General features: G+C 57.0%; 22 protein-coding genes and 1 pseudogene. 5 read left to right on the forward strand and 18 right to left on the reverse strand.

Annotation, left to right across the window (positions count from 1 at the left end):
• Positions 1-207, reverse strand: a complete 207-nt coding sequence (locus AB4Y71_RS13810; protein WP_041649024.1) for a helix-turn-helix domain-containing protein — start codon at positions 205-207, stop codon at positions 1-3.
• A 226-nt stretch (positions 208-433) separates the two neighbouring features.
• Between AB4Y71_RS13810 and AB4Y71_RS13815 the strand changes: the two genes are divergently transcribed.
• Entirely contained in the window at positions 434-916 is a 483-nt protein-coding gene (locus tag AB4Y71_RS13815; RefSeq protein ID WP_013350095.1) for an Lrp/AsnC family transcriptional regulator, read from the forward strand.
• Positions 917-992: 76 nt separating this feature from the next.
• On the opposite strand, the gene AB4Y71_RS13820 is transcribed toward AB4Y71_RS13815, so the two are convergent.
• From AB4Y71_RS13820 to AB4Y71_RS13840, 5 genes are all read right to left on the reverse strand, one after another.
• Positions 993-2,198, reverse strand: coding sequence for an MFS transporter (locus AB4Y71_RS13820; RefSeq protein WP_441721408.1), 1,206 nt, complete (start codon positions 2,196-2,198; stop codon positions 993-995).
• A 2-nt stretch (positions 2,199-2,200) separates the two neighbouring features.
• Positions 2,201-2,605, reverse strand: coding sequence for an arsenate-mycothiol transferase ArsC (locus AB4Y71_RS13825; RefSeq protein ID WP_441676674.1), 405 nt, complete (start codon positions 2,603-2,605; stop codon positions 2,201-2,203).
• Positions 2,606-2,759: 154 nt separating this feature from the next.
• Entirely contained in the window at positions 2,760-4,283 is a 1,524-nt protein-coding gene (locus tag AB4Y71_RS13830; protein ID WP_441721130.1) for an APC family permease, read from the reverse strand.
• A 151-nt stretch (positions 4,284-4,434) separates the two neighbouring features.
• Positions 4,435-5,307 (reverse strand): universal stress protein, encoded by an 873-nt coding sequence (locus AB4Y71_RS13835; RefSeq protein ID WP_441721131.1) that lies wholly within the window; start codon positions 5,305-5,307, stop codon positions 4,435-4,437.
• Positions 5,308-5,309: 2 nt separating this feature from the next.
• Positions 5,310-6,737, reverse strand: coding sequence for a flavin monoamine oxidase family protein (locus AB4Y71_RS13840; protein WP_441721133.1), 1,428 nt, complete (start codon positions 6,735-6,737; stop codon positions 5,310-5,312).
• Positions 6,738-6,843: 106 nt separating this feature from the next.
• On the opposite strand from AB4Y71_RS13840, the gene AB4Y71_RS13845 reads away from it, so the two are divergent.
• Together AB4Y71_RS13845 and AB4Y71_RS13850 are read left to right on the forward strand one after the other, a co-directional pair.
• Positions 6,844-7,491, forward strand: coding sequence for a TetR/AcrR family transcriptional regulator (locus AB4Y71_RS13845; protein WP_013350101.1), 648 nt, complete (start codon positions 6,844-6,846; stop codon positions 7,489-7,491).
• Positions 7,491-7,718, forward strand: coding sequence for a hypothetical protein (locus AB4Y71_RS13850; RefSeq protein ID WP_041649027.1), 228 nt, complete (start codon positions 7,491-7,493; stop codon positions 7,716-7,718). The genes AB4Y71_RS13845 and AB4Y71_RS13850 overlap by 1 nt, the downstream gene beginning before the upstream one ends.
• Here the strand turns inward: AB4Y71_RS13850 and AB4Y71_RS13855 are convergent.
• The 9 genes from AB4Y71_RS13855 to AB4Y71_RS13895 form a co-directional block, all read right to left on the reverse strand.
• On the reverse strand, positions 7,715-7,903 hold the full coding sequence (locus tag AB4Y71_RS13855) for a hypothetical protein (protein ID WP_013350103.1): 189 nt from the start codon (positions 7,901-7,903) through the stop codon (positions 7,715-7,717). The two genes, AB4Y71_RS13850 and AB4Y71_RS13855, sit on opposite strands and share 4 nt — an antisense overlap.
• A gap of 161 nt (positions 7,904-8,064) precedes the next feature.
• Positions 8,065-8,436: a hypothetical protein gene (locus AB4Y71_RS13860; RefSeq protein ID WP_134779455.1), complete on the reverse strand. Its 372-nt coding sequence runs from the start codon at positions 8,434-8,436 to the stop codon at positions 8,065-8,067.
• Positions 8,437-8,790: 354 nt separating this feature from the next.
• Positions 8,791-9,036 (reverse strand): hypothetical protein, encoded by a 246-nt coding sequence (locus tag AB4Y71_RS13865; protein ID WP_441721135.1) that lies wholly within the window; start codon positions 9,034-9,036, stop codon positions 8,791-8,793.
• Positions 9,037-9,235: 199 nt separating this feature from the next.
• Complete coding sequence (locus AB4Y71_RS13870) at positions 9,236-9,724, reverse strand: Lrp/AsnC family transcriptional regulator (RefSeq protein ID WP_013350106.1); 489 nt, start codon at positions 9,722-9,724, stop codon at positions 9,236-9,238.
• The gene (locus AB4Y71_RS13875) at positions 9,721-10,290 is read right to left on the reverse strand and encodes a DedA family protein (RefSeq protein ID WP_441721137.1); all 570 of its coding nucleotides are present in this window, start codon (positions 10,288-10,290) and stop codon (positions 9,721-9,723) included. The genes AB4Y71_RS13870 and AB4Y71_RS13875 overlap by 4 nt, the downstream gene beginning before the upstream one ends.
• A 2-nt stretch (positions 10,291-10,292) precedes the next feature.
• The gene (locus AB4Y71_RS13880) at positions 10,293-11,549 is read right to left on the reverse strand and encodes an MFS transporter (RefSeq protein ID WP_102599105.1); all 1,257 of its coding nucleotides are present in this window, start codon (positions 11,547-11,549) and stop codon (positions 10,293-10,295) included.
• Positions 11,550-11,556: 7 nt separating this feature from the next.
• Positions 11,557-12,690: an NAD(P)/FAD-dependent oxidoreductase gene (locus AB4Y71_RS13885; protein WP_441721140.1), complete on the reverse strand. Its 1,134-nt coding sequence runs from the start codon at positions 12,688-12,690 to the stop codon at positions 11,557-11,559.
• Positions 12,691-13,008 carry a bifunctional 3-phenylpropionate/cinnamic acid dioxygenase ferredoxin subunit gene (locus AB4Y71_RS13890; RefSeq protein ID WP_013350110.1) on the reverse strand — a complete coding sequence of 106 codons (318 nt, stop codon included), beginning with the start codon at positions 13,006-13,008 and terminating at the stop codon, positions 12,691-12,693.
• Positions 13,009-13,103: 95 nt separating this feature from the next.
• Entirely contained in the window at positions 13,104-14,033 is a 930-nt protein-coding gene (locus AB4Y71_RS13895) for a BadF/BadG/BcrA/BcrD ATPase family protein (RefSeq protein ID WP_441721142.1), read from the reverse strand.
• A 606-nt stretch (positions 14,034-14,639) separates the two neighbouring features.
• Here AB4Y71_RS13895 and AB4Y71_RS13900 point away from each other — a divergent pair.
• The gene (locus AB4Y71_RS13900) at positions 14,640-16,589 is read left to right on the forward strand and encodes a S8 family serine peptidase (protein WP_441721145.1); all 1,950 of its coding nucleotides are present in this window, start codon (positions 14,640-14,642) and stop codon (positions 16,587-16,589) included.
• Positions 16,590-16,687: 98 nt separating this feature from the next.
• Here AB4Y71_RS13900 and AB4Y71_RS13905 read toward each other — a convergent pair whose 3' ends face one another.
• Positions 16,688-18,472 (reverse strand): L-lactate permease, encoded by a 1,785-nt coding sequence (locus AB4Y71_RS13905; RefSeq protein ID WP_441721147.1) that lies wholly within the window; start codon positions 18,470-18,472, stop codon positions 16,688-16,690.
• A 322-nt stretch (positions 18,473-18,794) separates the two neighbouring features.
• Positions 18,795-19,447 (reverse strand): annotated as a pseudogene (locus AB4Y71_RS13910) (dioxygenase family protein); the annotation flags it as partial.
• Positions 19,448-19,949: 502 nt separating this feature from the next.
• On the opposite strand from AB4Y71_RS13910, the gene AB4Y71_RS13915 reads away from it, so the two are divergent.
• Entirely contained in the window at positions 19,950-20,393 is a 444-nt protein-coding gene (locus AB4Y71_RS13915) for a MarR family winged helix-turn-helix transcriptional regulator (protein WP_189638373.1), read from the forward strand.
• A gap of 65 nt (positions 20,394-20,458) precedes the next feature.
• Here the strand turns inward: AB4Y71_RS13915 and AB4Y71_RS13920 are convergent, their stop codons facing one another.
• On the reverse strand, positions 20,459-23,674 hold the full coding sequence (locus AB4Y71_RS13920) for a DEAD/DEAH box helicase (protein WP_441721150.1): 3,216 nt from the start codon (positions 23,672-23,674) through the stop codon (positions 20,459-20,461).
• Between the last annotated feature and the right edge of the window lie 128 nt (positions 23,675-23,802).

A 23,802-nucleotide genomic window follows, 5' to 3' on the forward strand; every position in this document is an offset into this window, starting at 1 on the left:
TTAGGCCTGGGATTCGTTAGCGATATCGCTGCGGGCCTGAGCGTAGCGTTCCTCAATGTAGTTCTCCAGCGCTACGCGTTCCACGCGCCACATGCCCCGTCCACCAATTTGAATGGCTGGCAGTTCACCGCTTTTCACCAGGGCGCGAACCTGAGGAAGCTTTACATTCAGTTCCTCTGCCACGTCTTCTAACCGCAAAAACCTCATATCAACAGGTTACTGTGCTTAGCGCTCATTTGATCTCAGATCAGGTAATTTGTGGACAAAAGATGATGATCTGCCCATTGACTTCTCCGCCGCTCCTTGCAGCAGGCCGGCACGCAACATAATCAGCCAATCCGCGCAACACATTTGGGATTCACTGGTCATATTGACTAAAATCTAGGTTGGTACTTATGCACGCGCAATACAACCTGTCACAGGAGACCAGCACATGAATTCGGATACGTATCAGCTCGATGAAACCGACCGACGTATCCTATTGGCACTCGACGCGGATCCACGCGTCCCCATCATGATGCTGGCACAACAGTTGGGACTTGCCCGCGGAACAGTGCAGACCCGATTGGAGCGCTTGGCCCATTCAGGTGCCTTGCGCCCGAACACCGCTCGAATCCTTCCTGCAGCTATGGGCCGTGGCGTAAGCGCCTTCGTTAGCGCAGAACTGAATCAGGCCAATTTGAATGATGCCATCGCGGCACTGCGCCAGATCCCAGAAGTGCTGGAATGCGTTGCACCTGCAGGCGATACCGACCTCTTGATTCGGGTGGCCGCCACCGACCCAGATGACCTATACCGCGTAAGTGAAGAAATCCGTTTGTGCCCGGGTATTACCCGCACTTCAACCTCAATGATTCTGCGCGATGTCATCCCCTTCCGCACTACCGAGCTGCTCAAGAAGCTGAGCCGGGATTAATTCTTTTTCCCCGCTCAGGCCAACGCATGAACGCCGTTGCCGTCACCTTAGAGGTGGTCGGCAACGGCGTTTGGCATTATGGGCTGTTCCGGACTTCTTCAAGGACGACATTCGGTAGATACTTCCGTGAGCGGTACACCTGCATCATCGACAGCAGACAGAGCACCGCAAGTATCCCGATGAATATCGCGGGGTGGGCAATAGTGCGCCACAGGGCGAAGAAGGTCGGGAAGGTGAACCCGATGAAACAGCACATGTAGAATCTGCCGGTCAATTTTCCAACGTCGGCGCTGCCAGCAAGATCCAAGACCTGGCTGAGCCCTGCAACCAGCAAAATGCCATTGGCCGCGCCAGCAATGACGAAGGCAATGGTTCCCAAGAATTCCGAACCGCTCAGGGACACCACGATCATCAGCAAGAGCCCTGCGAGCGAGGTAGCTAGCCCTGCCATCAGCAATTGGATTTTACCCAAGTCGTTGAATCGCTTCACGAATGGCTGGATCAAGGTTCCCATGCCCATGGTTACCGCTACCGCCAAGGTGGTGTAGAACAGGCTGGATTCACCTGCTCCATTGCTCAGTGCCGGGACGATAGCGAAGCCGGTTGCAGCCATCCCAAATACCCATGGAGCTGCGGGCAAGACGATGCGGTAGAAGCGCTGAAGATTCTCCGGAGTAGTTGGTTCTGCTCGTGAATGATTCCCTGCTAGGTCAACAGAAGAGTCTTCTTTGGCAGTGAACAGCAGCAATAACCACGCGAGGGCCGCTACGCCGTGAACCGAATATGCCAGTTCGGGACTCGCTGTTGCACCGACGATAGCTCCGGAGATTACCGGGCCAAGCGCGAACCCCAGCGACGTGCATAGCGCCGCACGAGTTGCTCCGGCAGGTCCTGGGCTGATCAGCTTCACCCAGCTGGTGATGGCAACCATGGCCAGGCCCATGCCAAAGCCGGTAAAGACGCGTCCGGCATACAACCCAGAGTCGTGCATCGATCCGAAGACCAGCCCGGCAGATCCGAAAATTGAGCACATCAGCGCCAGCAGGGAAAACGGCTTGCGCCCGAATTTGTCGGCTAGCGGGCCGCCGAAAGCCAACGCGGGAATCATCCCCAGCAGGTAGCTGGCCATGACGAGCATCGCTTCGAACTCGCTGAGCTCACGGAATTGCTGGTACCAGCTGATCAGCGAGACGTATTGGTTGGCACACCAACCGGTGAGTACAAGGCACGCACCAGGAAGCCACCATGGAGTTGTCTTGTTGGTGGTTGAGCGAAGGTTGATTTTTACCGCTCCAACTCGTGGAACAGTTCACGCACACGGTCAGCGATTTCATCACGGATCATGTTCATTCGTTCGGCGCCAGTGATGCCGTCTTCGCTTGGCTCGTAAGTCACCCAGCGTTCGGTTTTGATCGCCGAGTCGAATTGCGGGTTCGCATCCGATCCGAGGATCACTACCCGGTCGACCTGCGCGACAAGGCTGGGGTCGATGCCCTTAGGCGTTCCCTGGGACATGTCGGCACCAGCTTGTGAAAGCGATTCAACCGCTTCTTGGTTGATACCTGAACCTGGGTTGGTTCCAGCAGAATAGCTGGTCACTTTCCCTTCAGAAATGTAGTCCATCAATGCGGCCGCCATTTGCGATTTGCCGGCATTGCGAGAGCAGATGAAAAGTACCGAGTTAGCCATGAACCTATTGAACCATTCACCGAGCAAATAAGAGCCTTAAGGTTTCAAGGTTGCGAAGCAAGGAACCTGCCGCCCATGGCGTCAATCTCGTCCATAAGTGCTTTGAGCCACCGGCGACCAAGTCGCAGGTGGCTCAATGCGTCTTATCCCAGCGCTATTTCAACACCTTGTACGTCTTGATGGTCTCTCCACGGAAGAACGCGGGCCTGCGTATCCGCATCCACAACATGATGGCCACGCCGATCAACAGCACGCCAACCCCGAGGATGAACACCATACCTACTCCCCCAATGTTCGAACCCGAGCCGTACTCCGGATCCATGGATTCAATCGCAGTAGCAAAGAACATCACCAGCAGCACGACGCCGCCCAACAGCGGAGCCAGGAACTTGCAGAAGAAGTTTCTGGCATTGGCGAACAGCTCTCCGCGGAAATACCAGACACAGGCCAAAGCGGTCAGTCCGTAGTAGAAGCAAATCATCAGGCCCAGCGCAGTGATGGTATCCCACAACGCATTCTCCGAAAGCAGCCGGGTAATCACATAGAATGCTGCCGCCGCGGCGGCTGCCGCAAAGGTCGCTACCGACGGGGACATGAAGCGAGCAGAAATCTTGGCGAAGCTCGATGGCAACGCCTTGTAGTAGCCCATGGCCAGCAAGGTACGCGCCGGAGAAACCATAGTGGACTGCAGGGAAGCCGCCGAGGAGGACAAGATCGCCAAGGACATCAGGATGGCCAACGGCCCCATGATCGGTCCGGAAAGCACCGCAAAAATGGATTCTTGGTTCTCCGGGTTGCCTGCACCCAGACCGGTGGTCCCCACACCGGCCCAGTAGATCACCCCGATGGAGACAGCCAGGTACAGGGCGATGATCACCAGCACGGTCCAGGTGGCACCTTGGCCGGGGACCTTCTTCGGGTTTGTGGTTTCCTCGTTCATGGTCAGGGTGACGTCCCAGCCCCAGAACACGAAGATGGACAATGAAATGCCAGCGGCGAACGCAGTGAAGGAATCGATGCCAGTCGGGTCAAACATCCGCCAGGTAATGGGCGTTGCATCATTGGGCGTATTGGAGGTCAATGCCATGTAGGCGAAGAGCAACAGCACGGCTACTTGGAAACCTACCAAGAGGTATTGGAAGACTTTGGTGGTATTCATTCCCCGGTAAGAGATCCAGGCAGCCACCGCAATGAATACCAGTGTGGTGGGGATATTGATCCAGAGGTTGTTAGTCAGGTCCGCAATCCACTGCTGGCCGGTGATCTGGGCAATCAGGATATAAAAGAAGTCAACTGCCACGGCGGCCAGATTGGACAGCACAATCACCGTCGCGGCGATCAAGCCCCATCCGCCCATCCAGCCAATCATGGGGCCAAAAGCCCTGGTAGCCCAGGTGAAGGAGGTACCCGAATCCGGCATGGCATTATTCAGCTCGCGGTAGCCCAATGCCACCAGGAGCATCGGGAGGAAGCCGGCCAGCAGGATCGCTGGAAGGCTGGTACCCACTTCAGCCACGGTAGCCCCCAAACCTGCAGTGAGGGTATAGGCCGGGGCGATGCAGGAAATGCCGATAACGACAAGTCCCAAGACCCCTACGGTGCCTTTGGAAAGTCCTTTTTCGTGCAATCCGCTCTCGGAATGTGCAGGCGGCGATGCCTGACTCAGGTCTTGCGACATGGTGATTACCTTAAATTATTAATGAGGTGTTCGTGCGTCGGTCAGAAGTACCGAGCCACCTTCCAAATCGTTCAGAGGGACACGGATCTGCTAAAGGCAGACCAACTGTGTCCGAGGACAAAGGGATCGTGCAGGAATTATGTGTTTACGGTCAGCCGTTGGCATCAAGTGTTGGGATTACGCCTATCGGGACATTCAACTGGCTAAGAATCCGTTGGGCCTTAGCCCCGATGAACAAGCGGCGCGGGGTTGCCAGCCTGGCCGAACCAAGCAGGGCCAGATCGCCGTCCTGCCAAGATAGCTGGGCGGTAGCTTCGTCTAGGCCGGTACCAGAGACCACTTCGATGGCCGCATCCGACCCCAGTGATTGCGTCAGTTCGCGAAGATAACTCTCGGTAGCAGCAAGATGCGAATCCAGTTCTTGAGCCGGGTCAGCCATTTCCGCATGGGCCACCAGAGTGGCCACACGAAGCGGCAGCGAGCAGGCTGCAGCAATTCGTGCTGAGAGGTCGATGACGTCCCGAGCGCCTGGTCGGTCTCCGACAAAGGCGGTCAACCGGGTAATCTTCCCGTCTGCCGCACGCAGCGTAGCCAGCGAAGCCGGCGATGACATGAACACGGCCATCGGTGAAGAGTGCAACAAGGCATTGGCGATGGCCCCCGGGGTGAAGAACCCCGCCCGGTGGCGCTTGCGTCCGCCAAGCACGATGCCGTGGGCCCCGAACTCTTCGCCCAATGCGATGAGCCCTTCGGCCACAGAAGGCACGGAGCGGGCCACCACCGAAGTGCTAATCGAGTCCGGCACCATGGCCAGAGCTTCGGAAGCCCAACGATCAACTTGGGCTGAGAGGATGGAAGAGAATCCATGATCCCCGCCCGGGTAGACAGCGCTGAACGGGGTTGCCGCGGGCAGCACGATGGCAATGCGCAAGGATGCGTCGCGGGTACCGGCCACCAGGGCGCTGGCCAGCTCAATAGCCTCGGCACCGCGTTGATCCGCGGTGTATCCTACGAGTAATTTCATGGTTAGGCGTTGACCTTGTCTTTGCCTGCCGTCAGCGTGGCCACTCCGTCATAGCTCTGGTCATAGGTGGTCCCATCCAACGCGGCAATGATTCGAGCGGCACTGCGACGTCCCATGCGCACCGCTCCATCCACGTGTTGGAAGCCTTCGCCTGCCAGATCCGAGGATGAGAAGTAGATCGGACCGACATTCTCGTTTTGCGCTGGGCCAAAGCGGTACAGTCCGCCCAGATCATAGCTGGTGGCATAGGCGCCGCGGGTCCACTCTTCGGCGGCGAAGTCCGAGAGGTAGAAGACTTTCGGTTCCAGGGCCTTCTCGCCCAGGTACGCGGCCATGGCCTTGAGGATCGCTGCGCGGCGCTGTTCCTCATCCAGCTCCCACATGGCATCGGCGTTCAGATCGGAGATGAATCCAACCAAGGTGCCGGTCTCTTCACCGATGTAGGTGTTGTCGTAGAGCTCCTGGACCAAGCTGTTGGGTCCGAAACAGGTTCCTGACAATCCTTCATTGCGCCAGAACGGGGTCTCGTAGACAGCATGGACCTTGATCACCAGTCCCATCGACTGGTGCTGGTGGGTAATTTGCTGCTTGCGAGGCAGCGCCGGAACATAGGAGATGCGCGAGTACAGGTTTGGCGGCACCGCCAGCACAACCTTCTTGGCCGAGACCGTGATGCTGCTGCCATGAGCAACCACTGCGTCTTCAGACCATTCGAGCTTCAGCACAGGGTTGTTCAGGAAGACAATGTCTTCTCCCAGCCGTTCGGCCACGGCCTTGGAAACGCCCTGCATGGAACCCACGATGCGCCGGTCCAGGATGAAGTCTTCATCCACCAAGTTGTCGAAGGATCCAGCCGAGGAGGCCATGAGCACAGCTTGCAGGGCAGAGAAGGTATGCGCTGGCTTGGTCAGCATGCCGCCGGCAATGAACAGTCCCACGTTATTGCAGGCCAGCTCATCAGCACAGTGCTGTCGCAGGAAGTGGTGGAAGGAGATCCTATCCAGTTCTTCTGCCTGCGGGTGCTCCCATGGCTTGTCTGGATCCATGTCAGCGGCCAGCTCATTCATGAGCTTTACCAGCTTCTCCATTTCGGCCACGGTACTTTCCGCCACGGGGAAGTCCGCCCCTTCATAGGCGATCGCCTCGCCTTCCTCGGTGAGGTACACGCTCTTGCCTTCTTTGTAGCGTTCAAAGGTTTCGATGCCCAGTTCATTGATCAGCGAGTAGAGTCCGGTCTGGTCTGGACTGATCCATTGGCCGCCGATTTCGATGGTTGCACCGTCCATGACATCAGTCCAGGTACGTCCGCCCACGCGGTCCCGGGCTTCGAGCACCGCTACGGACTTGCCAGCCTTGTTCAGTTCATAAGCTGCACTCAGTCCGGAGGGCCCAGCTCCGATGACGACGACGTCGCGTTCTAAATGTTCCATGTTCGACTCCCTTGAACAATAAAATGAATCCGATTCATTTACCTGTCATATAGCATAGAGTACGAACATCCAGTTGTGAAGCAACCCACGTCAGGAAGAGATACGCATGAGCGAGACGGAAGCGAGGCGAGCCGGCCGTCCCCGCAAGGCAGTGCTTAACCGCGAACGCATTACCGAGCATGCGCTGGAACTCGTTTCCGACGATGGCTACGAGTCTTTTACCATGCAGCGACTGGCTAAATCCTTAGGTGTCTCACCCTCAGCCCTGTACAACCATGTCGATTCCAAAAACGACCTTTTGCAGTGGATCCAGGAACTGGTCATGGCCGATATCGATACGTCAGTTTTTGACGAAGCAGATATCAAGGAAGCATTGCTCCAATGGGCCACGAGCTACCGCAACGTCTTCGCGCGGCATATTCCCTTGATTCCGGTTATTGCGGTACTGCCCGTTTCCGATTCACCGCGCACCTTGGGCATGTACGAGCGCGTTGCTGAAGCGCTGAGCGATTACGGCATGGCAGAGAGCGAAGTTGTTCCAACGATTGTCGCACTGGAGTCATTCATCTTTGGTTCGGCTATGGACACGGCTGCTCCACATGACATTTTCGATACCCGAAACCATCAGGACCTCACCCCGCATTTCACCCAGGCGGTGGCAGCGCAACGGCGATCGAAGCTAAATACCAGCGACGATTCATTCCAGCACGGGCTTTCGGCTCTCGTGACCGGACTACTAGCGATTCGGAGTTGATGTTGAGCTACCATCCTGAACAACGAAAGCCCCGTAAAGGCCCCGCTCCCAAGCAATGGGCCGCGATTGCACTAGTAATCGTCGCGCTGGTCTTCATCTTGCAGAACCTGACCTTCGTGCGTGTGGAATTCTTCCTGATCCACTCCACGGCTCCGCTCTGGCTTATCTTGCTCATCACCTTGGCCGTAGGCTATGCCATCGGGCGGTTCTCCGGAAGACGCGGCTAATCTTCGAGGATTGCCCACTCCCCCACTTGCTCATTATCGGAGTCGTAGACATCCTCCTGAGCGCCGGCAACGATCGGATACATGGCGACGTTCGTTGACCAGTCGCGCAGAATCTTCTGAAGCTCTTCCAACGGCTTGAGCTGCATGTTCTCGGTATCGAAGTTAACTTCCAAAACAAAACGCATGGCTGCTCCATCCTTCTCGTTGCCGCCATCCTATGCCCGCAAGCCAAGAATTACGAGACTTGTCCCAAGCGCTTTGGTGCAGTAAGCATTGTGTATGGAGAATCGAAAACGGGACCCCGAAGTGCCTTCGGAATCCCGTTTTCTAGAAATGCTTTGGAGTGCTACTGGGATGCGCCCATGTAGGTCAGCGACTGGATAGCTTCATTGCCACCGATCTTGTACAGCGCCAGCACCAGGCCACCGAAGACAATGCCCATGACGGCGGAGAATCCAAGGGAGATCTTGACCAGGGAACGTACTTCGCCTCGGCTGACTTCTGCTTCATCATTCAGGTAGCGAACTGCGCCTTGGCTGAAGCTGGCTGCTGGTGTCAATGCTGGAACGGGAGCGGCAATCAAGTTCGAAGCGCTGTCGATTGCTCCGTCACGCAGGTATGCAACAGTCATGCGGTTCTTACGATCCTGGCGAAACTTGACGATGCTGGCACCATGGCGCGCCAAAAGAATATCTTCGCCGAGGGGGATCGAGGCCATTGCTGTTGCTCCTAAATAATTTTCATTGACACATTTCCAGTCATATCCATCATTTCCGACCATTTATCTATTGAGAAGTGCTTTGTTCAGAAGCCCACATGCACTTGTGATGCAATCCGCATGTTTTCGGGGCTAAATCGTGTTTTCTGGTGACCGGGGACATAGTTTTAGAGAATTGTTCTGCACTAATTATTTGGCGTCATTCCTCCTGTCGCCGACTAGTTTCCCGATCATATTTCCTGAATTGTTCACGGCCTATAAATGCGGTGGCCAGCACGCATTTTCTTCAAGACGCACTTGAACCCCCGTCCAAAATGGACGGGGGCTCAAATGACTCTTTAGATCAAAGCAAACCTAAGCTGCTTTGAGATCCTGGCCATCGCGTTTGCGCTGGCGCTTTGCTGCGCGAATCTGCATTGCCAAATCATGATTCGACAGGTCCTCTGGCGAAGCAACACCACGTTTGCGCGCCTTAGCTATCAAAGCTTGGCGAATCTCAGCCTTATGCGTGCGCTTGTAGCGCATAACCAGCACGGCGGTTGAGGCTGATAAAACAATCAGCATCACCAGTGCAGTGAATACAGCTGCATCAAAATTCATAGTCTTCTCGACCTCCCCATTCTTTCAGTAGTAGCTGCGGTGGGGCCGTCGCCTTGCTGGGCAATCTTTCCCAACGGACAACGGGCCGCGGCGTACTAAGAGAAGAACAACAAGTTTAGCATGTTTCTTCGAAGAATGCAGTGTCGGGAGTAACTCCTGCGAACACCTGGCTCACGCAAAAAGTCGCCAAGAGTCAAGGCTAGAACTCTCCGCTGCCGTGTCCATGTTCGAATACCAGGGATGTCTGGGTGGTCGCGACCGCAGGATTAGCAGAAAGGTTGTCGAGCACGAACTGCCGCACATCCGAGGAGTTGCGCACCGCGACGTGCAGTACGAAGTCATCTGCGCCGCCGAGGAAGAATAGCTGTCGCACACCGGGCTTGCTGCGCATGTCAGAGGCGAAGTTGGACATCAAATGGCGAGCGCCGGGGCGGATCTTCACAAAGATCAAGGCTTCTAGTTCCCGGCCCAGAACCTGTGGGTCCACCTCAATGGTGAAACGGGAGATCACACCGGAATCGCGTAAGGCATTTAGCCGTGCCAGGCAGGTTGACGGGGCTATCCCCAGCTCTTCAGCCAAGGAATTATTCGTCCGCCGCGAGTTCTTGGTCAGCAGCGCCAGCAGCTTCCGATCAATGTCATCCAGCTGCGCTGCTCGGCTCTCACGTCCGGATCCACTCATCGTCATTCAGCCGCACCTGCTCCCATTTCTCGCGGTTCGCTTGATTCATCATACGACCGGTCAATCGTTGATTCCGCCGTACTGCGGCTAGGGACATCATCTTCTTGCCGATTGCGGCGGCGCAAGCGCAACATCAGGAACACCACCACGCCGATTACCACGGTCCCTGCTACCAGCCATGGCCAGTCCAAGGCGATCCAGGCATAGATGACCGCCATGCCAACCGTGGTGTAGATCAGCGCCCAGAGCAGGGATCCGATGATGACCGCTGGCAAGTACCGCCGCAACGGCATACGGCTGGCACCAGCCGAAGCATTCACTGCCGTTTGAATGCCGATGGTCAGAAAACTCAGTGGAACTGCCAGCACGCCCCAGCGACTGATGAATCGCTGGGCGCGCCGATAGCCCGGACCTTGCAGATGCTTATCGAAACGCGTACGCTCCATGCCCTTGGCTATCCCCCGACCAACCCAATAGGTCGCGTTTCCGCGGGCAAAAGCCCCGCAGAAAAAGAACGCAAACGTCAACGCGAACGGTGCGTCATTGACCAGCCATGAGATTGTCTCGAGCATGCTCAGGGGACGCTTTTAATCTGGCGAACCAGAACTGCACCGAAGAGGCTGACCACCACGGAGCATAGGAACAGTGTTGAGTAGCCACCGAACCAGGTAACTGCCAGCCATGCGATCAGCGGGGCAGCTACCTGCGGCAGCGAGTTGGCGATGTTGATCATGCCCAAGTCCTTGCCTCGCGAATCAGCGTTGGGCAGTACCTGGGTCAGCAGCGCAAAGTCCACGGCCAGGTAGGCGCCAAAGCCAATACCCAGCAGCACTGCTGCGATCACTGCGAAGGTGAATGTCGAAGAAACTGCCAAGACACCTGCAGCGGCGGCGACAATCACCGAGGAGATGATCACGTACTTCTTGCGCTTGCCATCCTTATCCGAAAGCTTGCCGGAGATGACCGAGGAGAAGATCACGCAGAAAGCGTAGATCGCGGTCAGCACCAGCACGCCTTGGGCCGGGTCCGGGTGGCCGATTTCGTCTTGCAGGAAGAACAGCAGGTAGACCAGGCATAGCTGGCAGCCCAGATACAGCAAGAAGCGCGTCAGCCATGCCCATCCGAAGTCGGCGTGCTTGACCGGGTTGATCCAGAAGCTCTTGGCGAACTCCAGCGGCTTGATTGGCTCCAGCGTTCCCTTGGGCAGCGCCACGTCCTGGCGCATCAGCACGAACGGAATGGAACAGATCGCCACGGCGGTAGCCACGATGGCGTAGCCGAAAACAAGATTGCTCGCAGCGACCATGCCGATCACCGCGCCAATCAGCGAACCGCAGGTCTGGCCCAGGGCAACTAGCCCGCCAACCATTCCGCGCTGCTCTACCGGCACCTTGTCCGGGATCGCGGCGAAGATTGCAGCCAGGGCGGCATTGCCGGCAGCTTGCATCAGCGCCCAGCCGATGACCAGCATGCTCACGGTCTGCGCGGTGGACATCAGCAGCAAGGCCAACGCACCGCAGATGGTGCCAAAGAAGACCCATGGTATGCGGCGCCCGAATTTCGAAGTGCTTCGGTCACTCAGTGCACCGAAGAGCGGATTGGCAACCAACGAGACGGCTGCACCCACACCGGTGACTAGGGAGAGGATCGCGTTCTTCTGGCTGGCATCCAGCTGTTCTGCGTGCAAGCCCAGCAAGACCTGGATGGGGGCGAAAAAGCCCACATTGATGCCTATATGGACTATGACAACCGCGGCGATCCAACCTGGGCCAACGCGTTTGCTAGGCGCTTGCAGGGCAAGTGGAACCTTGAAGGGTTCTGCTGCACTCATAGAATTCTTACCGGCCTAACTCGCGAGGACCCACCGTTGGGTCCTTCAACTGTTCAACGCTTGGGGTCAGCGATTTTTCGATTAGCCGCCTGACGGCCTTAGCCATCAAGCCACCATCAATCATGGAAGCGGAAACCAGTGTGCCGTCGGCATCCAGCCCGAAGACCGTCTGGATCCTGCCCCGGCGGTTCATCCGAGTCACGGTGCGGGTGGCTTTGCTGAAGTCCCCAACGGTTTCCACATGCATTTCGTGGCGGTCGCTCCAGAACCAAGGGACCGAGCGTTTGGGTGCGGCAGTGCCCATGATGGTGGCCGCTGCTTGGGCGGCATCTTCCATGGCCGATTCCCAATGCACCGCGCGCGGCTGGTTTTCCTGCCGCGCGGCATCACCGATCGCCAGCACCTGCGAGTTGCTCGGCGAACGCTGTTGCGCGTCCACCAGAATTCCGTCAGTTACGCTCAATCCCAGCTGTTCGGCGAGCGCAGTTTCCGGTTCGACGCCGATAGCCGCCACGATCAGTTCTGCTTCGTGGCGCTGGCCATCGACCACGACGTGGTTTGGACCCACTTCAGTGACCGCTCCGCTGAGGGTGGCTATGCCGTGGTTGGCATGATCTGCGTGCAGTTGTTCGGCAAGCTCCTGGCCCAGCACATGGGCCAGAGGAGCGGCAGAGCTGGAAATCAGGGTGACCTGCGCGCCGGACATCTTGGCAGTAGAAGCGAATTCGGCGCCTACCAGTCCCGCTCCGATGACAAGCACGCGTTGGCCGAACATTCCCGATTCCAAGACGTCTGAAATAAAGGCTGCATCAGCGGCACTGTGCAAACTGCGTGCAAGGTGTCCGCCGGAGACATCCAATGCCTTGGGCGTGGTGCCGGTAGCCAGCACTAGCCAGTCTTCAGCCGACTGCGGCAGCTGCAGGTTTTCCACTTCTTCCTGGATTAGACCGACGTTGTTCTGCTGGTACCAGGACAGCGGTGCAAACGGTTCAACCTGCAGGGATTTGCTCAGCGGAGGGCGGTCATAGGGCAGACCTTGGGCATCGCTGATCTTGATGGATCCGGGGTAGTTCTGCTGCACCAGATGCCGGGCCAGGGTGTACCCGGCGACCCCGCCTCCGATAATGTGCACTGAAGGCATCTAGACTTCAAGCTCCAAGAAGCCGTCCACGACGTTTACCTTGTAGGTCCGGGCATCCACGGTAGCTGGCATGCACAGCACCTTGCCGGTCTTCAAGTCGAAGCTCGATGAGTGCAACGGGCATTCCACGGTGCAGTCTTCGATCCAGCCATCGGAGAGCGACGCGACTTCGTGCGTGCATTCATCCTGCAGGGCATAGAAGTTGCCGTCTTCGGCGTGGAAGATCGCGATGTCTTCGCTCGCGCCGCTGTCTTTGGCTTCAACCAGCAGCGATTCGCCTTCTGGGATAAGATCTACGGGTCCGACTCGGAAACTCACAATGACTCCTTAATAATCACGACGTTTACCACTAATCTTGTCACCTATTGCGCAACAGCGCCTACTTGATGATGCGCTGCCCCGCTGTCAGCGATTTACCGCTGCGTTCCGAAGCGTGATACCAGCTCTTGCAAAGCATGATCCTCAGGTAGCCGCGACAGCCTTTGTGCACCGTCCAGCCCATTTCCGGAACTGTCTTGAAGCTGTGCGGCTGGGATTAGCCGCTCCAGTTCTTGGGCAAAGCTGTTCTTGACGTATTCACCGGCAAGCACTCCCCCGATGCCCGCGACCAATACCGGCCCGGCCCCCTGGGCCAAAGCTACTCGGCGCAATGCGGTTGCTGCTGAATTGGCCAGTTCACTTCCTGCACGCGCGCAGATCTGGGCGGCAATCGCATCGGTGGCGGCCAGGTCTGCGGCAACCTGAGCAAAGGAGGCAACCGTTGCTACCCGTTCCGGCATAGCTTGCAGTTCAATATAGGCTTCGGTCAGGTCTGGCCAGCGCGCGGCCAGCTGATCGGTCAGCGCCGTGGCAGGCCCCCGGCCGTCAAAACCACGCATCGCAGCGTCCATGGCTTGCTGGCCGATCCAGTAGCCACTGCCGATATCGCCCATGATGTGGCCCCACCCGTCGACTCGTGCCACGGCGTCGTGGCCCACTGCCAGGGTGACTACTCCGGTGCCCGCTGCAACAACAACACCGTGGCAGTCCCCAAGCGCACCGAGATAGCTGGTCACCGAGTCGTGAGCCAATGCGACTTGGCCAGTAGCTGGGGAATCGATGAGTTCAAAGAGCTGGCGGGCATCGTGTTCAGCTTTCACCAGTCCGGTGGTGCCTACGCTGATTACTGCGGAAGGCGCGTTGTGCTCCGCAATTGCTTGATTGATCGCACGGGCAAGTTGAGGAAGTACTGGTTCTTGGGTTTGCACGCCGGGAAAGCGAAGTTCTTGCGTCTCATCACCGTGCTCGAAACGCATTTTAACGCCGGTCTGCCCGCCGTCTACTGACAAAAGCCCAGATACCATTTACCTATTCCCTTCTTTGACCAGCTTCAGCCTACGCCTTCAGGGCTCATCGGGCTCGGCACTATTGCGCCTTACTGCCGCGCGATTCGATTCTTGCAATATATGCGGCCTCTTCGAAGTTGGCTTGACCATCCCAGCCACACACCTCACTGATCAGGATCGGCAGAGAACAACCCCTTTCGATCTTACGCATTCCCAAGAATTCGGTTTCTCAATGAATTAGATATCCAACTGAGCCTCTGCAATCGCATCTATCCGGCCAGATTTACCGGACAAGATGCATCCAGTAAACTCCCCCTCATCTTTGGATAACTTCGTCTGCGTCGGATATTACTTGACACGTTTACTGTAGTCAGATCAAATCTGAAAATTTTCATCCAAATTCTTCGACAAATAACTATCATTCATTTCGCTAATCCGTGATTCCGCCGGGGTGCACGCACGTAAATATGTGAAACACCTTTTTAGTACATGTGTGAATATAAAAGATTTATTTGAGAAATACTTCCATTTGGTGTTACCGACCAGTTACGCTCCTACCGGCACACACCTGGTCGATTGATCAACGAACCTTGTGCGCCCAAAAACCCAACAAGGAGAACATCAATGGCACGTTTTTCTACCCCTCTTCGGAGAACCCTGGCCGTCTCTGCGGCCGTCGTGATCGGAATGAGCGGCTTCGGCGCCGGCGCATTGCCAGCCAACGCCGCCCCAGTAACCGCTCCGGCGGAAAAGTCCCTCCCCAAGGCTCAGGGAGAAGCAAAGGTCAAGATTGGCTCGGTCGAATCAGGTGAGTCCTACGACCAGTTCATCGTCACCTACAAGGCTTCAGCCAACACCGTTGGCAAGTCATCCCGCGCTAAGGCCTGGGGCAAAGCCGCCAAGGCAGCTGGCGTTTCCGTCAAGGAAATGCGCGCCATGGCCACCGGTGGTTTCGTAGTGAAGGCCGACGAAAAGCTCAAAGGCAATGGCGCCAAGGAGTTCATGGCCGATATCGCAAAATCTGGTCTTGTGGAGTCGGTGGAACCCGATGCCATCATGAAGATTTCCATGACGCCAAACGACACCCGGTACGACGAGCAGTGGCACTACAGCGGCACCAACGGAATGCGCCTGCCTTCGGCTTGGGACATCGCCACGGGCCAGGGCAGCATCGTCGCTGTCTTGGACACCGGCATCACCTCGCACTCGGATCTAAATGCAAATGTCATCTCCGGCTACGACTTCGTGTCCAGTTCTTCTTCGGCACGTGATGGCAACGGCCGCGACTCCAATCCTCAGGATGAAGGCGACTGGTACGCCGCCGGTGAATGCGGCGGTAGCTACTCGGGCAGCTCCTCCTGGCACGGCACCCACGTGGCGGGTACTGTCGCGGCTGTCACCAACAACTCCAGCGGTGTCGCTGGCGTTGCCCCGAACGCCAAGATCCAGCCAGTGCGTGTTCTGGCTAAGTGCGGCGGCAGCCTCTCTGACATCGCTGATGCAATCATTTGGGCTTCGGGCGGTTCAGTGTCCGGTGTTCCCAATAATCCAACCCCGGCAGACACCATCAATATGTCCCTAGGCGGTGGCGGCGCATGCGGCACCACCTATCAGTCAGCAATCAACGCTGCGGTTTCGCGCGGCACGTCGGTAGTCGTGGCCGCAGGCAACGAAAGTCAGAATGCTTCAAACTCCCGTCCAGCCAACTGCGATAACGTCATCACCGTAGCGGCCAGCAACCCATCGGGCGCACCGTCGTACTACACGAACTACGGTTCAGCCATTGACGTGACTGCACCAGGCGGCGACACCCGCTACTCCGGCCAGGGCGTACTTTCCACCATCAACACCGGTTCCACCACCCCATCAAGCCAGGGCTACGCTTTCTACCAGGGCACCTCCATGGCTACCCCGCACGTAGCGGGCATGGTCGCCTTGATGAAGTCGGTGGATCCTGCAATGTCCCCTGCCGCTGTTGAAACTGCATTGAAGCAGGGCACCCGCTCCATGCCAGGTGGTTGCAGTATCGGTTGCGGTGCAGGCCTGGTGGATGCCACCAAGATCATGAATGCGTCGGATGGCACCGAGCCAACTCCAAACCCAGATCCAGAGCCAAGCGGCAACCTGCTGCTGAACCCAGGTTTTGAAAGCGGATCTGACCACTGGACTGCTAACCGCGCTGACACCTTCGAGTCGGGTACGGCCGCTCGTTCCGGCAACGGACTGGCTGGCCTGAATGGCTGGGGCAATTCCAACACCTACACCTTGGATCAGAAGGTCACCATCCCAGCAGATGCCAGCAATGCACAGCTGAAGTTCTACCTACGCGTGCTGACCAATGAAGGTACTTCCTACAGCCAGTACGACAAGCTGACCGTACAGGTACTGGACGGCTATGGAACTTACAACATGGGCACCTGGTCTAACTTGGATGCCAGCTCCTCGTATCAGTTGCAGACTGTCGATCTGGACAACTTCCGCGGCAAGACCGTAACCCTGCGCTTCAAGGGCGTCGAAGACAGCTCGCAGGCTACCTTGTTCCGCATTGACGATGCATCGGTAACCGCCAACTAGCACCAAGCTCAATTTGGTTCTTGCATGACAGGAGCGTGGCATCGGATTCTCATCCGATGCCACGCTCCTTTGTGCCTATTTCCGCCTTCTTGCGATGTCTAGCGGACTGCGGCCTGCTTCGCCGCATTGTCACGCTTGATCATCCATGCTCCGATGGCGATCAACGCCAGCAGGAGCAGAACCAACATGATGGTTCCCGGGTTCAAGCCAATACCGTAAACGAACAGGTACGCGATGACGCCACCAGCCAGGCAGTAGTAGCTGGTAACCAGAATCGTCTTGCGCAACAAGTCACCCTCACGACCCAGCAAGCCCACGGTTGCCGAAGCAGCCACGATGTTGTGGATCGAGATTGGATTGCCACCGGCACCGCCGACAGCCTGGGCTGCCACAATCGCTTCCGGATCGACACCGATTTGCGCACCGGTGGAGAACTGGAACTGCGAGAAGGTCAGGTTGGAGATGGTGTTGGAGCCCGCAACGAAAGCACCCAAAGCACCGATCCACGGCGCGATCAGCGGCCACACACCGCCAGAAATCGCCGCTGCACCCTCGGCCAGCGTCACCGGGATACTTGCCAGACCCGAGTCATTCAGCTCAGGTCCGGACTGGATCAAGATGCGTACTAGCGGTACCGCGAAGAGCAGGGCTACCGCAGTACCCCACAACTGGGCTGCCGAAACCTTGAAGGCTCGGGCAATCTGCGCTCCGCTCATCTTGTGCAACACGAAGGCGAGGCAGGAAGCCAAGATCATCATGAAGCCAGGCAGGTAGAACGGCTGAATGGAAGTGGTGATTCCGGTACCGAGAATATCGGCCACTGGAATCTGCAGACCGGTCAGGAAGGTTTTCACTTCCGGAATTACGCGGGTCAGAACCAACAGCACACCCATCAACAGGTACGGCGACCAAGCGCTGAGCTTGCCAACGGTAATGGTGCTGTCAACAGCGTTTTCCGGATCGAGTTTGCCGTTCCAACGCTCGTTCCAGGTCGGACGAGGGCCGAAGTCAAAGACATCCTTTGGCATCAGGAAGCCACGGCTGGAGGTGAACATTACCAATGCCAGGCCAACCAGTGCGCCAAATAGCGATGGGAACTCTGGGCCGAGGAAACGGGCGGTCAGCACCGAAGGGACGGTGAAGGCCAGCGACGCGTAGATGGCGAATGGCCAGATCTTCAGGCCATCGCTGAAGCGGCGTTCCGGGCCGAAGAAGCCCGTGAGCATGCAGACCATGATCAGCGGGATCAGCAGGCCGATAATGCCGTGCATGAGTGCTACTTGGAAGCCGATGTTGCTGATGAATTCAGGCATGGTCAAACCGAGCACATTGATACGTTCGGCCACGGCTGGATCGCCGCCAAGACCCTGATTCACACCAATCAGAATTGGGGTGCCTACGGCACCGAAGCTGACCGGAGTGCTCTGGATGATCAGGCCAACCATGACCGCTGCCATTGCCGGGAAGCCCAGGGCCAGAAGCAGTGGTGCAATCACCGCTGCAGGAGTACCAAAGCCGGAAGCGCCTTCGATGAAGCTGCCGAAAAGCCAGCCAATGATTATGGCCTGAACTCGCCGGTCGGCGGAAATGTTGTTGAAGCCTGCTCGGATGGTGTTCATGGCACCACCCACCGTGAGGGTCGCGAGCAAGAGCAATGCGCCGAAGACGATATAAAGCATCGTTGAGGCAATTACCAGGCCTTCGATGGATGCTGCGAGCACACCATTGAAGTCCATTTTCCAAACCCATAGCGCCACGATTACTGCAACGACGTATCCAACGGGCATGGCGTATTTAGCGGGCCAACGGAGGCCGGCAAGAAGAATGCCCACCACGAGAATTGGTGCCAGCGCCAACAGTGCGAGCACACCTAGGTTGTCCATATCCATGGTCCTTTCTGCCATACTCGCGCAGGGAATCCGCCCACACGCGGATTCGATCGTTGCAACAAGATGACCTCTTATGGTCAGACCACTATGGTCTGACCATAAGAGCATACAGTGAAGCGCGTCACTTAGTGAGCGCACTCACAGGATTTGGGTGACGTGAATCATATTCACAGGCTATTTATCTACCCGTAGATTTGGACTGACTCTGTGTTTCTAGAATCGACTCCACAGTGGATTGCCATTTTAAATTCTCAAAAATTTTTTAGAACAACTGCATCGTCCGCGCCTGCAAGGTCGCTTAATACGCAAGAGGTGGTGCAGCCGGAGCCTTATGCAGGTAATCAAGGATGGAGTCCACATCCCCGCGGGCCATAGCCTCCTCGGCCCAGTGGTCAAACTCGCTGGAAGCTGAAGGCGGGTTGAATCCGGTCCCCCAGCTGGGTTGAACCAGCGCAGATTGTGGGTGGTGAACCCGGAACCGACAATCAAGGTTCCCCGCTCGCGCAAAGGCGCCAGGCTCTTGCCCAGCTCGAAGAGCCCTGTAGGATCCAGCGTTGGCATGGACATCTGCACCACTGGCACATCGGCCTCCGGGAACATTTCCTTCAGCGGAACATAAGCGCCGTGGTCCAGCCCGCGTGATTCATCGCGCTGCACGTGATGACCATGGGCCGAAGTCAGCCGCTCGACTTCGTTGGCCAGCTCAGGCGCCATGGGGGCGTCGTACCGAACGTCGTAGTACTTCTGGTCAAATCCCCAGAAGTCATATACCAATTCATTCTTCTGGACAGTGGTACTCAGTGACACTGGCGCATTTTCCCAGTGCGCGGAGATCATCAGAATGTCTTTTGGCTTCGCAAAGGTGTCAGACCATCCGGCCAGTTCCTGGGTCCAGCGTTGATCGTCAGCCAAGGGCGGCGCGCCATGGCTCAGGAACAAGACGGGAGGAGTATCGGGCAGCTGATTCATGATTTAAACTTACCAACCATTAGTTGAAGCGTCAAGGAATTTGAATGTCTATCTTCCACACCGTTTAACAGCACCAGACAGCTTGTCCAGATCATCAAGGAAGACATGGCGCAATTCAACTTCCGATAACACCGATTTCACCAGAGCTTGGAACCTCTTGGCGATCACGTTTCCCGGGGGCCAGAGCATTTGTCCTCCGAAATGGAAGTTGCCAGGCACAAATTTGCGCTTGGTCAAATCCTCGCAGATCGGCAGGCTTGAGTAATGAGAAATTCATCTAAATGCACGAGTGAATTATGCAAGATATCCCACTATTACCAAGGACTGAATCGATAGCGCGGAAACCGCTGACCTCCCTCCTGCCTTCGTGCTGCACTGAGTCCTGGCGCCAGCGTAGAGCTATCGCTGATTCGGGTGGATATCCATGGCCGGAGCCCGGAGCGTTGAGCATCAAGCCCGTCAAAATCGTCTTTGGAGAACATTGAACTTTAGAATGGTTTCCATGCAAGAAGAAGACTTGATGCAGACCGTTGAAGATGAATTCACGGCCATCTTACTGCGCGCCCGCCAGATGCTGATCCGCCGCGCCAAGATCATCCACCCGGACCTGCAGGATCCGGGATACCGCTTGCTTGCAGTTGTCATCCGTGACGAGGCACAGCAACAAGGGGCCCTGGCAGAGAAGCTGCGCCTGGATAAAGCCACCGTCTCGCGCCTAGTGCAGCATCTTGAGTCCTTGGAACTTGTCACCCGTACCCAGGACCCATCCGATGGCCGCGCCCAGCTGGTCTCGGCGACCACTCGTGCCAAGGAAAAGTGGCGTACCAGCGGCAACACGCTGCGTCAGGAACTGCGCCGCCAACTCAAAGAGTGGGAAGCTGCCGAATTGAAGAATTTCGGCGACCTGCTGCACCGTCTGAATACCAGCTTCGACGAGATTCTCTAGCAAACTTTCGAGCACCCAGATCTAGGAAACTCTTCGGTTCCCAAGACTTCAAGTTCGTGGCCCGCTTATTCCATGAGCGCCATGAAGTCGCTCGCGTTCAATGAGGTGCTCTGCGCTGCCTCCGCGCTCTCTCCCAAGACATCATTGAACAGCTGGGTCTTCTTGGCTTGCAGCGCCAGCACCTTGGATTCGATGGTGTCTTTTGCTACCAAGCGATACACATAAACCGGACGCGTTTGCCCGATGCGATGAGCACGGTCAATAGCCTGCGCCTCAGCCTGCGGGTTCCACCAAGGATCCAGCAAGATGCAATAGTCCGCCGAAGTCAGGTTGATGCCGAAGCCGCCAGACTTCAGCGAGATGAAGAAGACCGGGAACTGCTCTGCGCTGAAGCCATCAATCAGTTCCTTTCGCTTTACTCCGCTGGTTGCCCCATCAAGGTACCCGTGTTCGATACCCAGCTCCTCAGCGACCTGGCGAGCCTTTTGGAGGAAGCCGGTGAACTGGCTGAAGACCAGAATCTTGTGCCCTTCAGAGACCGCATCTGCCATGAGCTCACGCAGCATTTCCAACTTCGCGCTCGGGGCATCACCCTCCCCCACGAGGGATGGGTCCAAGGCAAGCTGGCGCAGCAGGGTCAGCGATTGCAGGATCTTGAATCGGTTCGAATCCACGTCATCAACCAAGCCCAGAACTTCTTGGCGTACCCGTTGGAAACGGCGGTCATAAGCCTTGCGATGCCCAGGCTCCAATTCAACTTCCAGCACCTGTTCTGTCTTGGCTGGAAGCTCTGGAACGACCTGCTCCTTGGTGCGGCGCAGCACGAACGGACGCAGGCGGCTCTTCAACCGTTCAAGCCGTTGCTGGTCCCCGTCGGCAATTGGCTTCTGGTAGTTATCCTTGAAGGATTTCGCCCCGCCCAGCAGGCCCGGTGCTGCCAGCGAGACCAGCGCCCACAGTTCCAAGAGGTTGTTTTCCATCGGGGTACCAGTGACCACGAATTTGCACGGAACCGGCAGCTGGCGTGCTTGCTTATAGCCCTTGGAAGCGTGGTTCTTCAGCTGCTGCGCCTCATCCATGATCATCACGCTGAAACCGGCGGCTTCAAAATCTTCGTAGGCCAGGCGGAAGATCGTATAGCTGGTGACGACCAGCTGGACGTCGCCGATCTGCTCGGTGATGCTCTGTCCGCTCTTCTTAGCCGTCGAGGTTATGCCGGTGACGCTCATCTGAGGCGCAAAGCGCTGCGCTTCATTGATCCAGTTGCCCACCACCGAGGTCGGGGCCAGCACCAAGAACTTCTGCGCTGGATCTTCAACCCGGGCTTGTTCAAGGCAAGCCAGAAGCTGAACTGTCTTGCCCAACCCCATGTCGTCGGCCAGCACACCGCCCAGACCGTGGACGCGCAGGAAGTTCAGCCACGACAGGCCATGGCTCTGATAAGGACGCAGCTGGGCGTTGAAGGACTCCGCTAGCTCGACCGGCTGCATCTGCTCGTTGCCGTCCAGCTCTTTCATGGTCTGCAGCCACTGGTTGTGCTGGGCTTCAATAATTCCCAGATCTACCAGTTCCTGCCACCAGTCGATGCTCAACTTATGGATGCGAATTGTTTCGCCTTGGACCGTGCCCAGTTCCCCGGCTTCCGTGATCAGCTGGCGCAGCTGAGTGAAGTCGGCACCAGCAATCGGGATGACCGTCAGGTCATCCAAGATGAGGTATTCGTCTTGCTTGGTCAAGGCCTCCAGCAACTGGGCGAACGGAACCTTGATGTCATCGATAAGCACTACCACCGACAGGTCGAACCAGTCTCCGGTGCTTTCCCCAGCTTCAACGCTGACGGTGGCTGGCTCATGATTGATCCGGTACTTCGGGAGCCTGTTCTGCTCTTCAATGACCACATCGGGATGCTCGGCCAGCAGTGGCAAGGCGTAGACCAAGAACTCGATGGACTCGGAGGTGGTGAATTTCTTGGACGGGAAAATACCCGAAGAAGTCAGTTGGCCCAAGGAAGCCTGGGCACCGAGCTTGTCCTGGACCGAATCGGCGATCTCCTTTTCGACTGCACGCTGGCGCGGTCCCTTGCTGGTGTATTCCCACGAATAGCGCACGGTTAGTGGAGTTTGGATGCTCTCCAACCAGACCTTGAGGCTAGGACGTGCTGGAACCGGAATCGGGTAGCTTTCATCTTCGCTTTTCAACGGTGCCATGAGGCGCAACCGGTCCAGATGCTGTTGTTCAAAAAGCCCGATGCTTTGCTGCGGAACGGTTTGCGCTCCGGATTCAATGAATGTCGCCAGTTCCTTCGTCACCGGTTCAGCAAATAGTGCCAAACCGATTTGCTTCGACTTCGGCAAGGGGCTGGAGGCATAGGCCAGCAAGGTTGGAGGGTTGCCTATCGGCAGCAGGTAGGTATGCTCTGCCCTTGGTCCACGCAGTTTGCCTTTCATGACCAGCCCATATTCACCGCGCCGCAAATCCACATGGGCCAGGGCTGGCTGCTCGCTGAACTCTACTGGCACTTTGGCCGCTGAACCGCCGTTGACGATCTGCACCCCGGCTTCGCGTAGGGATTCAAAGGCATCCAGCAGGTCCTGGCCGGGCAGGTTCATCAGCGAGATCCAGTCCTTGGGATCCCAGGAATGGCGGTAGGTATCTTGTTCTACGTGCTCGCGCAGCCGGTCCAGTTCAACCAGCGCACGGCGCTGCTTCTTGGAAAATCGCGCGTCGAAGGCCACGCTGCGCCAGCTGACCCCGGTCTGGATCCACGGGCTCTTGGTGCCCTGTCGGGCTGGGCGGGCTTGCAGGCTCAGAGCGTCTTCTCCGCCGTAGCGTGGTTCACTGATCACCTTGAGGATCAGTCCCAGCGGTTCTTCGGCTGCCAGCGGTTCATCAACAATAGTTGGAAGCAACCGGTCCAAGGTGCGTTCCCACTGCGGCTTGCTGTTGCGTTTCCACGCGTGGGGGTCCACCCCGGAATCAGAAACGTAGAAGCCTTGGTCCTCTTCGGTGGTCACCTCGATGAGCAAGGCGGCGACATCTTCACAAGACTGCACACCTGGGTGCTTCCCGCAAAAGCTACTGAAGCTGATATTGCCCTCGGTGATTTCCAGCTGGGCCATCACCGAATCGCGCAGCACCATGCCGGAGATGCGGGTGGAGCCGGGTTGCATGACCCGGTTGGCAATCTGCACTTTTCCGGAATCGCACAGGAACTGGCCCAAGTCGTATTCGGATTCGGTCACCAGGGTCTGGGCCGCAGAAAGTGTCAGCTGGAATTCCATACTCGCCGTTCATTGATCGTGCAGTAGATGCCCGAAAGCTAAATTCCATCTTAGCCAGCTCCCCGACAAGATGCTTAGTGAAGAAAAGTTACCCCGCCCTTTACTCACAGGCAACGTGGCCGGTAGAA

The sequence above is a fragment of the Glutamicibacter sp. MCAF14 genome (assembly GCF_052114325.1).
Taxonomy (GTDB): Bacteria; Actinomycetota; Actinomycetes; order Actinomycetales; family Micrococcaceae; genus Glutamicibacter; species Glutamicibacter arilaitensis.

Coding starts and splice junctions, on each gene's coding strand:
- AB4Y71_RS13810 (WP_041649024.1), bottom strand. CDS start 207: ATGAGGTTTTTGCGGTTAGAAGACGTGGCAGAGGAACTGAATGTAAAG.
- AB4Y71_RS13815 (WP_013350095.1), top strand. CDS start 434: ATGAATTCGGATACGTATCAGCTCGATGAAACCGACCGACGTATCCTA.
- AB4Y71_RS13825 (WP_441676674.1), bottom strand. CDS start 2,605: ATGGCTAACTCGGTACTTTTCATCTGCTCTCGCAATGCCGGCAAATCG.
- AB4Y71_RS13830 (WP_441721130.1), bottom strand. CDS start 4,283: ATGTCGCAAGACCTGAGTCAGGCATCGCCGCCTGCACATTCCGAGAGC.
- AB4Y71_RS13835 (WP_441721131.1), bottom strand. CDS start 5,307: ATGAAATTACTCGTAGGATACACCGCGGATCAACGCGGTGCCGAGGCT.
- AB4Y71_RS13840 (WP_441721133.1), bottom strand. CDS start 6,737: ATGGAACATTTAGAACGCGACGTCGTCGTCATCGGAGCTGGGCCCTCC.
- AB4Y71_RS13845 (WP_013350101.1), top strand. CDS start 6,844: ATGAGCGAGACGGAAGCGAGGCGAGCCGGCCGTCCCCGCAAGGCAGTG.
- AB4Y71_RS13850 (WP_041649027.1), top strand. CDS start 7,491: ATGTTGAGCTACCATCCTGAACAACGAAAGCCCCGTAAAGGCCCCGCT.
- AB4Y71_RS13855 (WP_013350103.1), bottom strand. CDS start 7,903: ATGCGTTTTGTTTTGGAAGTTAACTTCGATACCGAGAACATGCAGCTC.
- AB4Y71_RS13860 (WP_134779455.1), bottom strand. CDS start 8,436: ATGGCCTCGATCCCCCTCGGCGAAGATATTCTTTTGGCGCGCCATGGT.
- AB4Y71_RS13865 (WP_441721135.1), bottom strand. CDS start 9,036: ATGAATTTTGATGCAGCTGTATTCACTGCACTGGTGATGCTGATTGTT.
- AB4Y71_RS13870 (WP_013350106.1), bottom strand. CDS start 9,724: ATGACGATGAGTGGATCCGGACGTGAGAGCCGAGCAGCGCAGCTGGAT.
- AB4Y71_RS13875 (WP_441721137.1), bottom strand. CDS start 10,290: ATGCTCGAGACAATCTCATGGCTGGTCAATGACGCACCGTTCGCGTTG.
- AB4Y71_RS13880 (WP_102599105.1), bottom strand. CDS start 11,549: ATGAGTGCAGCAGAACCCTTCAAGGTTCCACTTGCCCTGCAAGCGCCT.
- AB4Y71_RS13885 (WP_441721140.1), bottom strand. CDS start 12,690: ATGCCTTCAGTGCACATTATCGGAGGCGGGGTCGCCGGGTACACCCTG.
- AB4Y71_RS13895 (WP_441721142.1), bottom strand. CDS start 14,033: ATGGTATCTGGGCTTTTGTCAGTAGACGGCGGGCAGACCGGCGTTAAA.
- AB4Y71_RS13900 (WP_441721145.1), top strand. CDS start 14,640: ATGGCACGTTTTTCTACCCCTCTTCGGAGAACCCTGGCCGTCTCTGCG.
- AB4Y71_RS13905 (WP_441721147.1), bottom strand. CDS start 18,472: ATGGACAACCTAGGTGTGCTCGCACTGTTGGCGCTGGCACCAATTCTC.
- AB4Y71_RS13915 (WP_189638373.1), top strand. CDS start 19,950: ATGCAAGAAGAAGACTTGATGCAGACCGTTGAAGATGAATTCACGGCC.
- AB4Y71_RS13920 (WP_441721150.1), bottom strand. CDS start 23,674: ATGGAATTCCAGCTGACACTTTCTGCGGCCCAGACCCTGGTGACCGAA.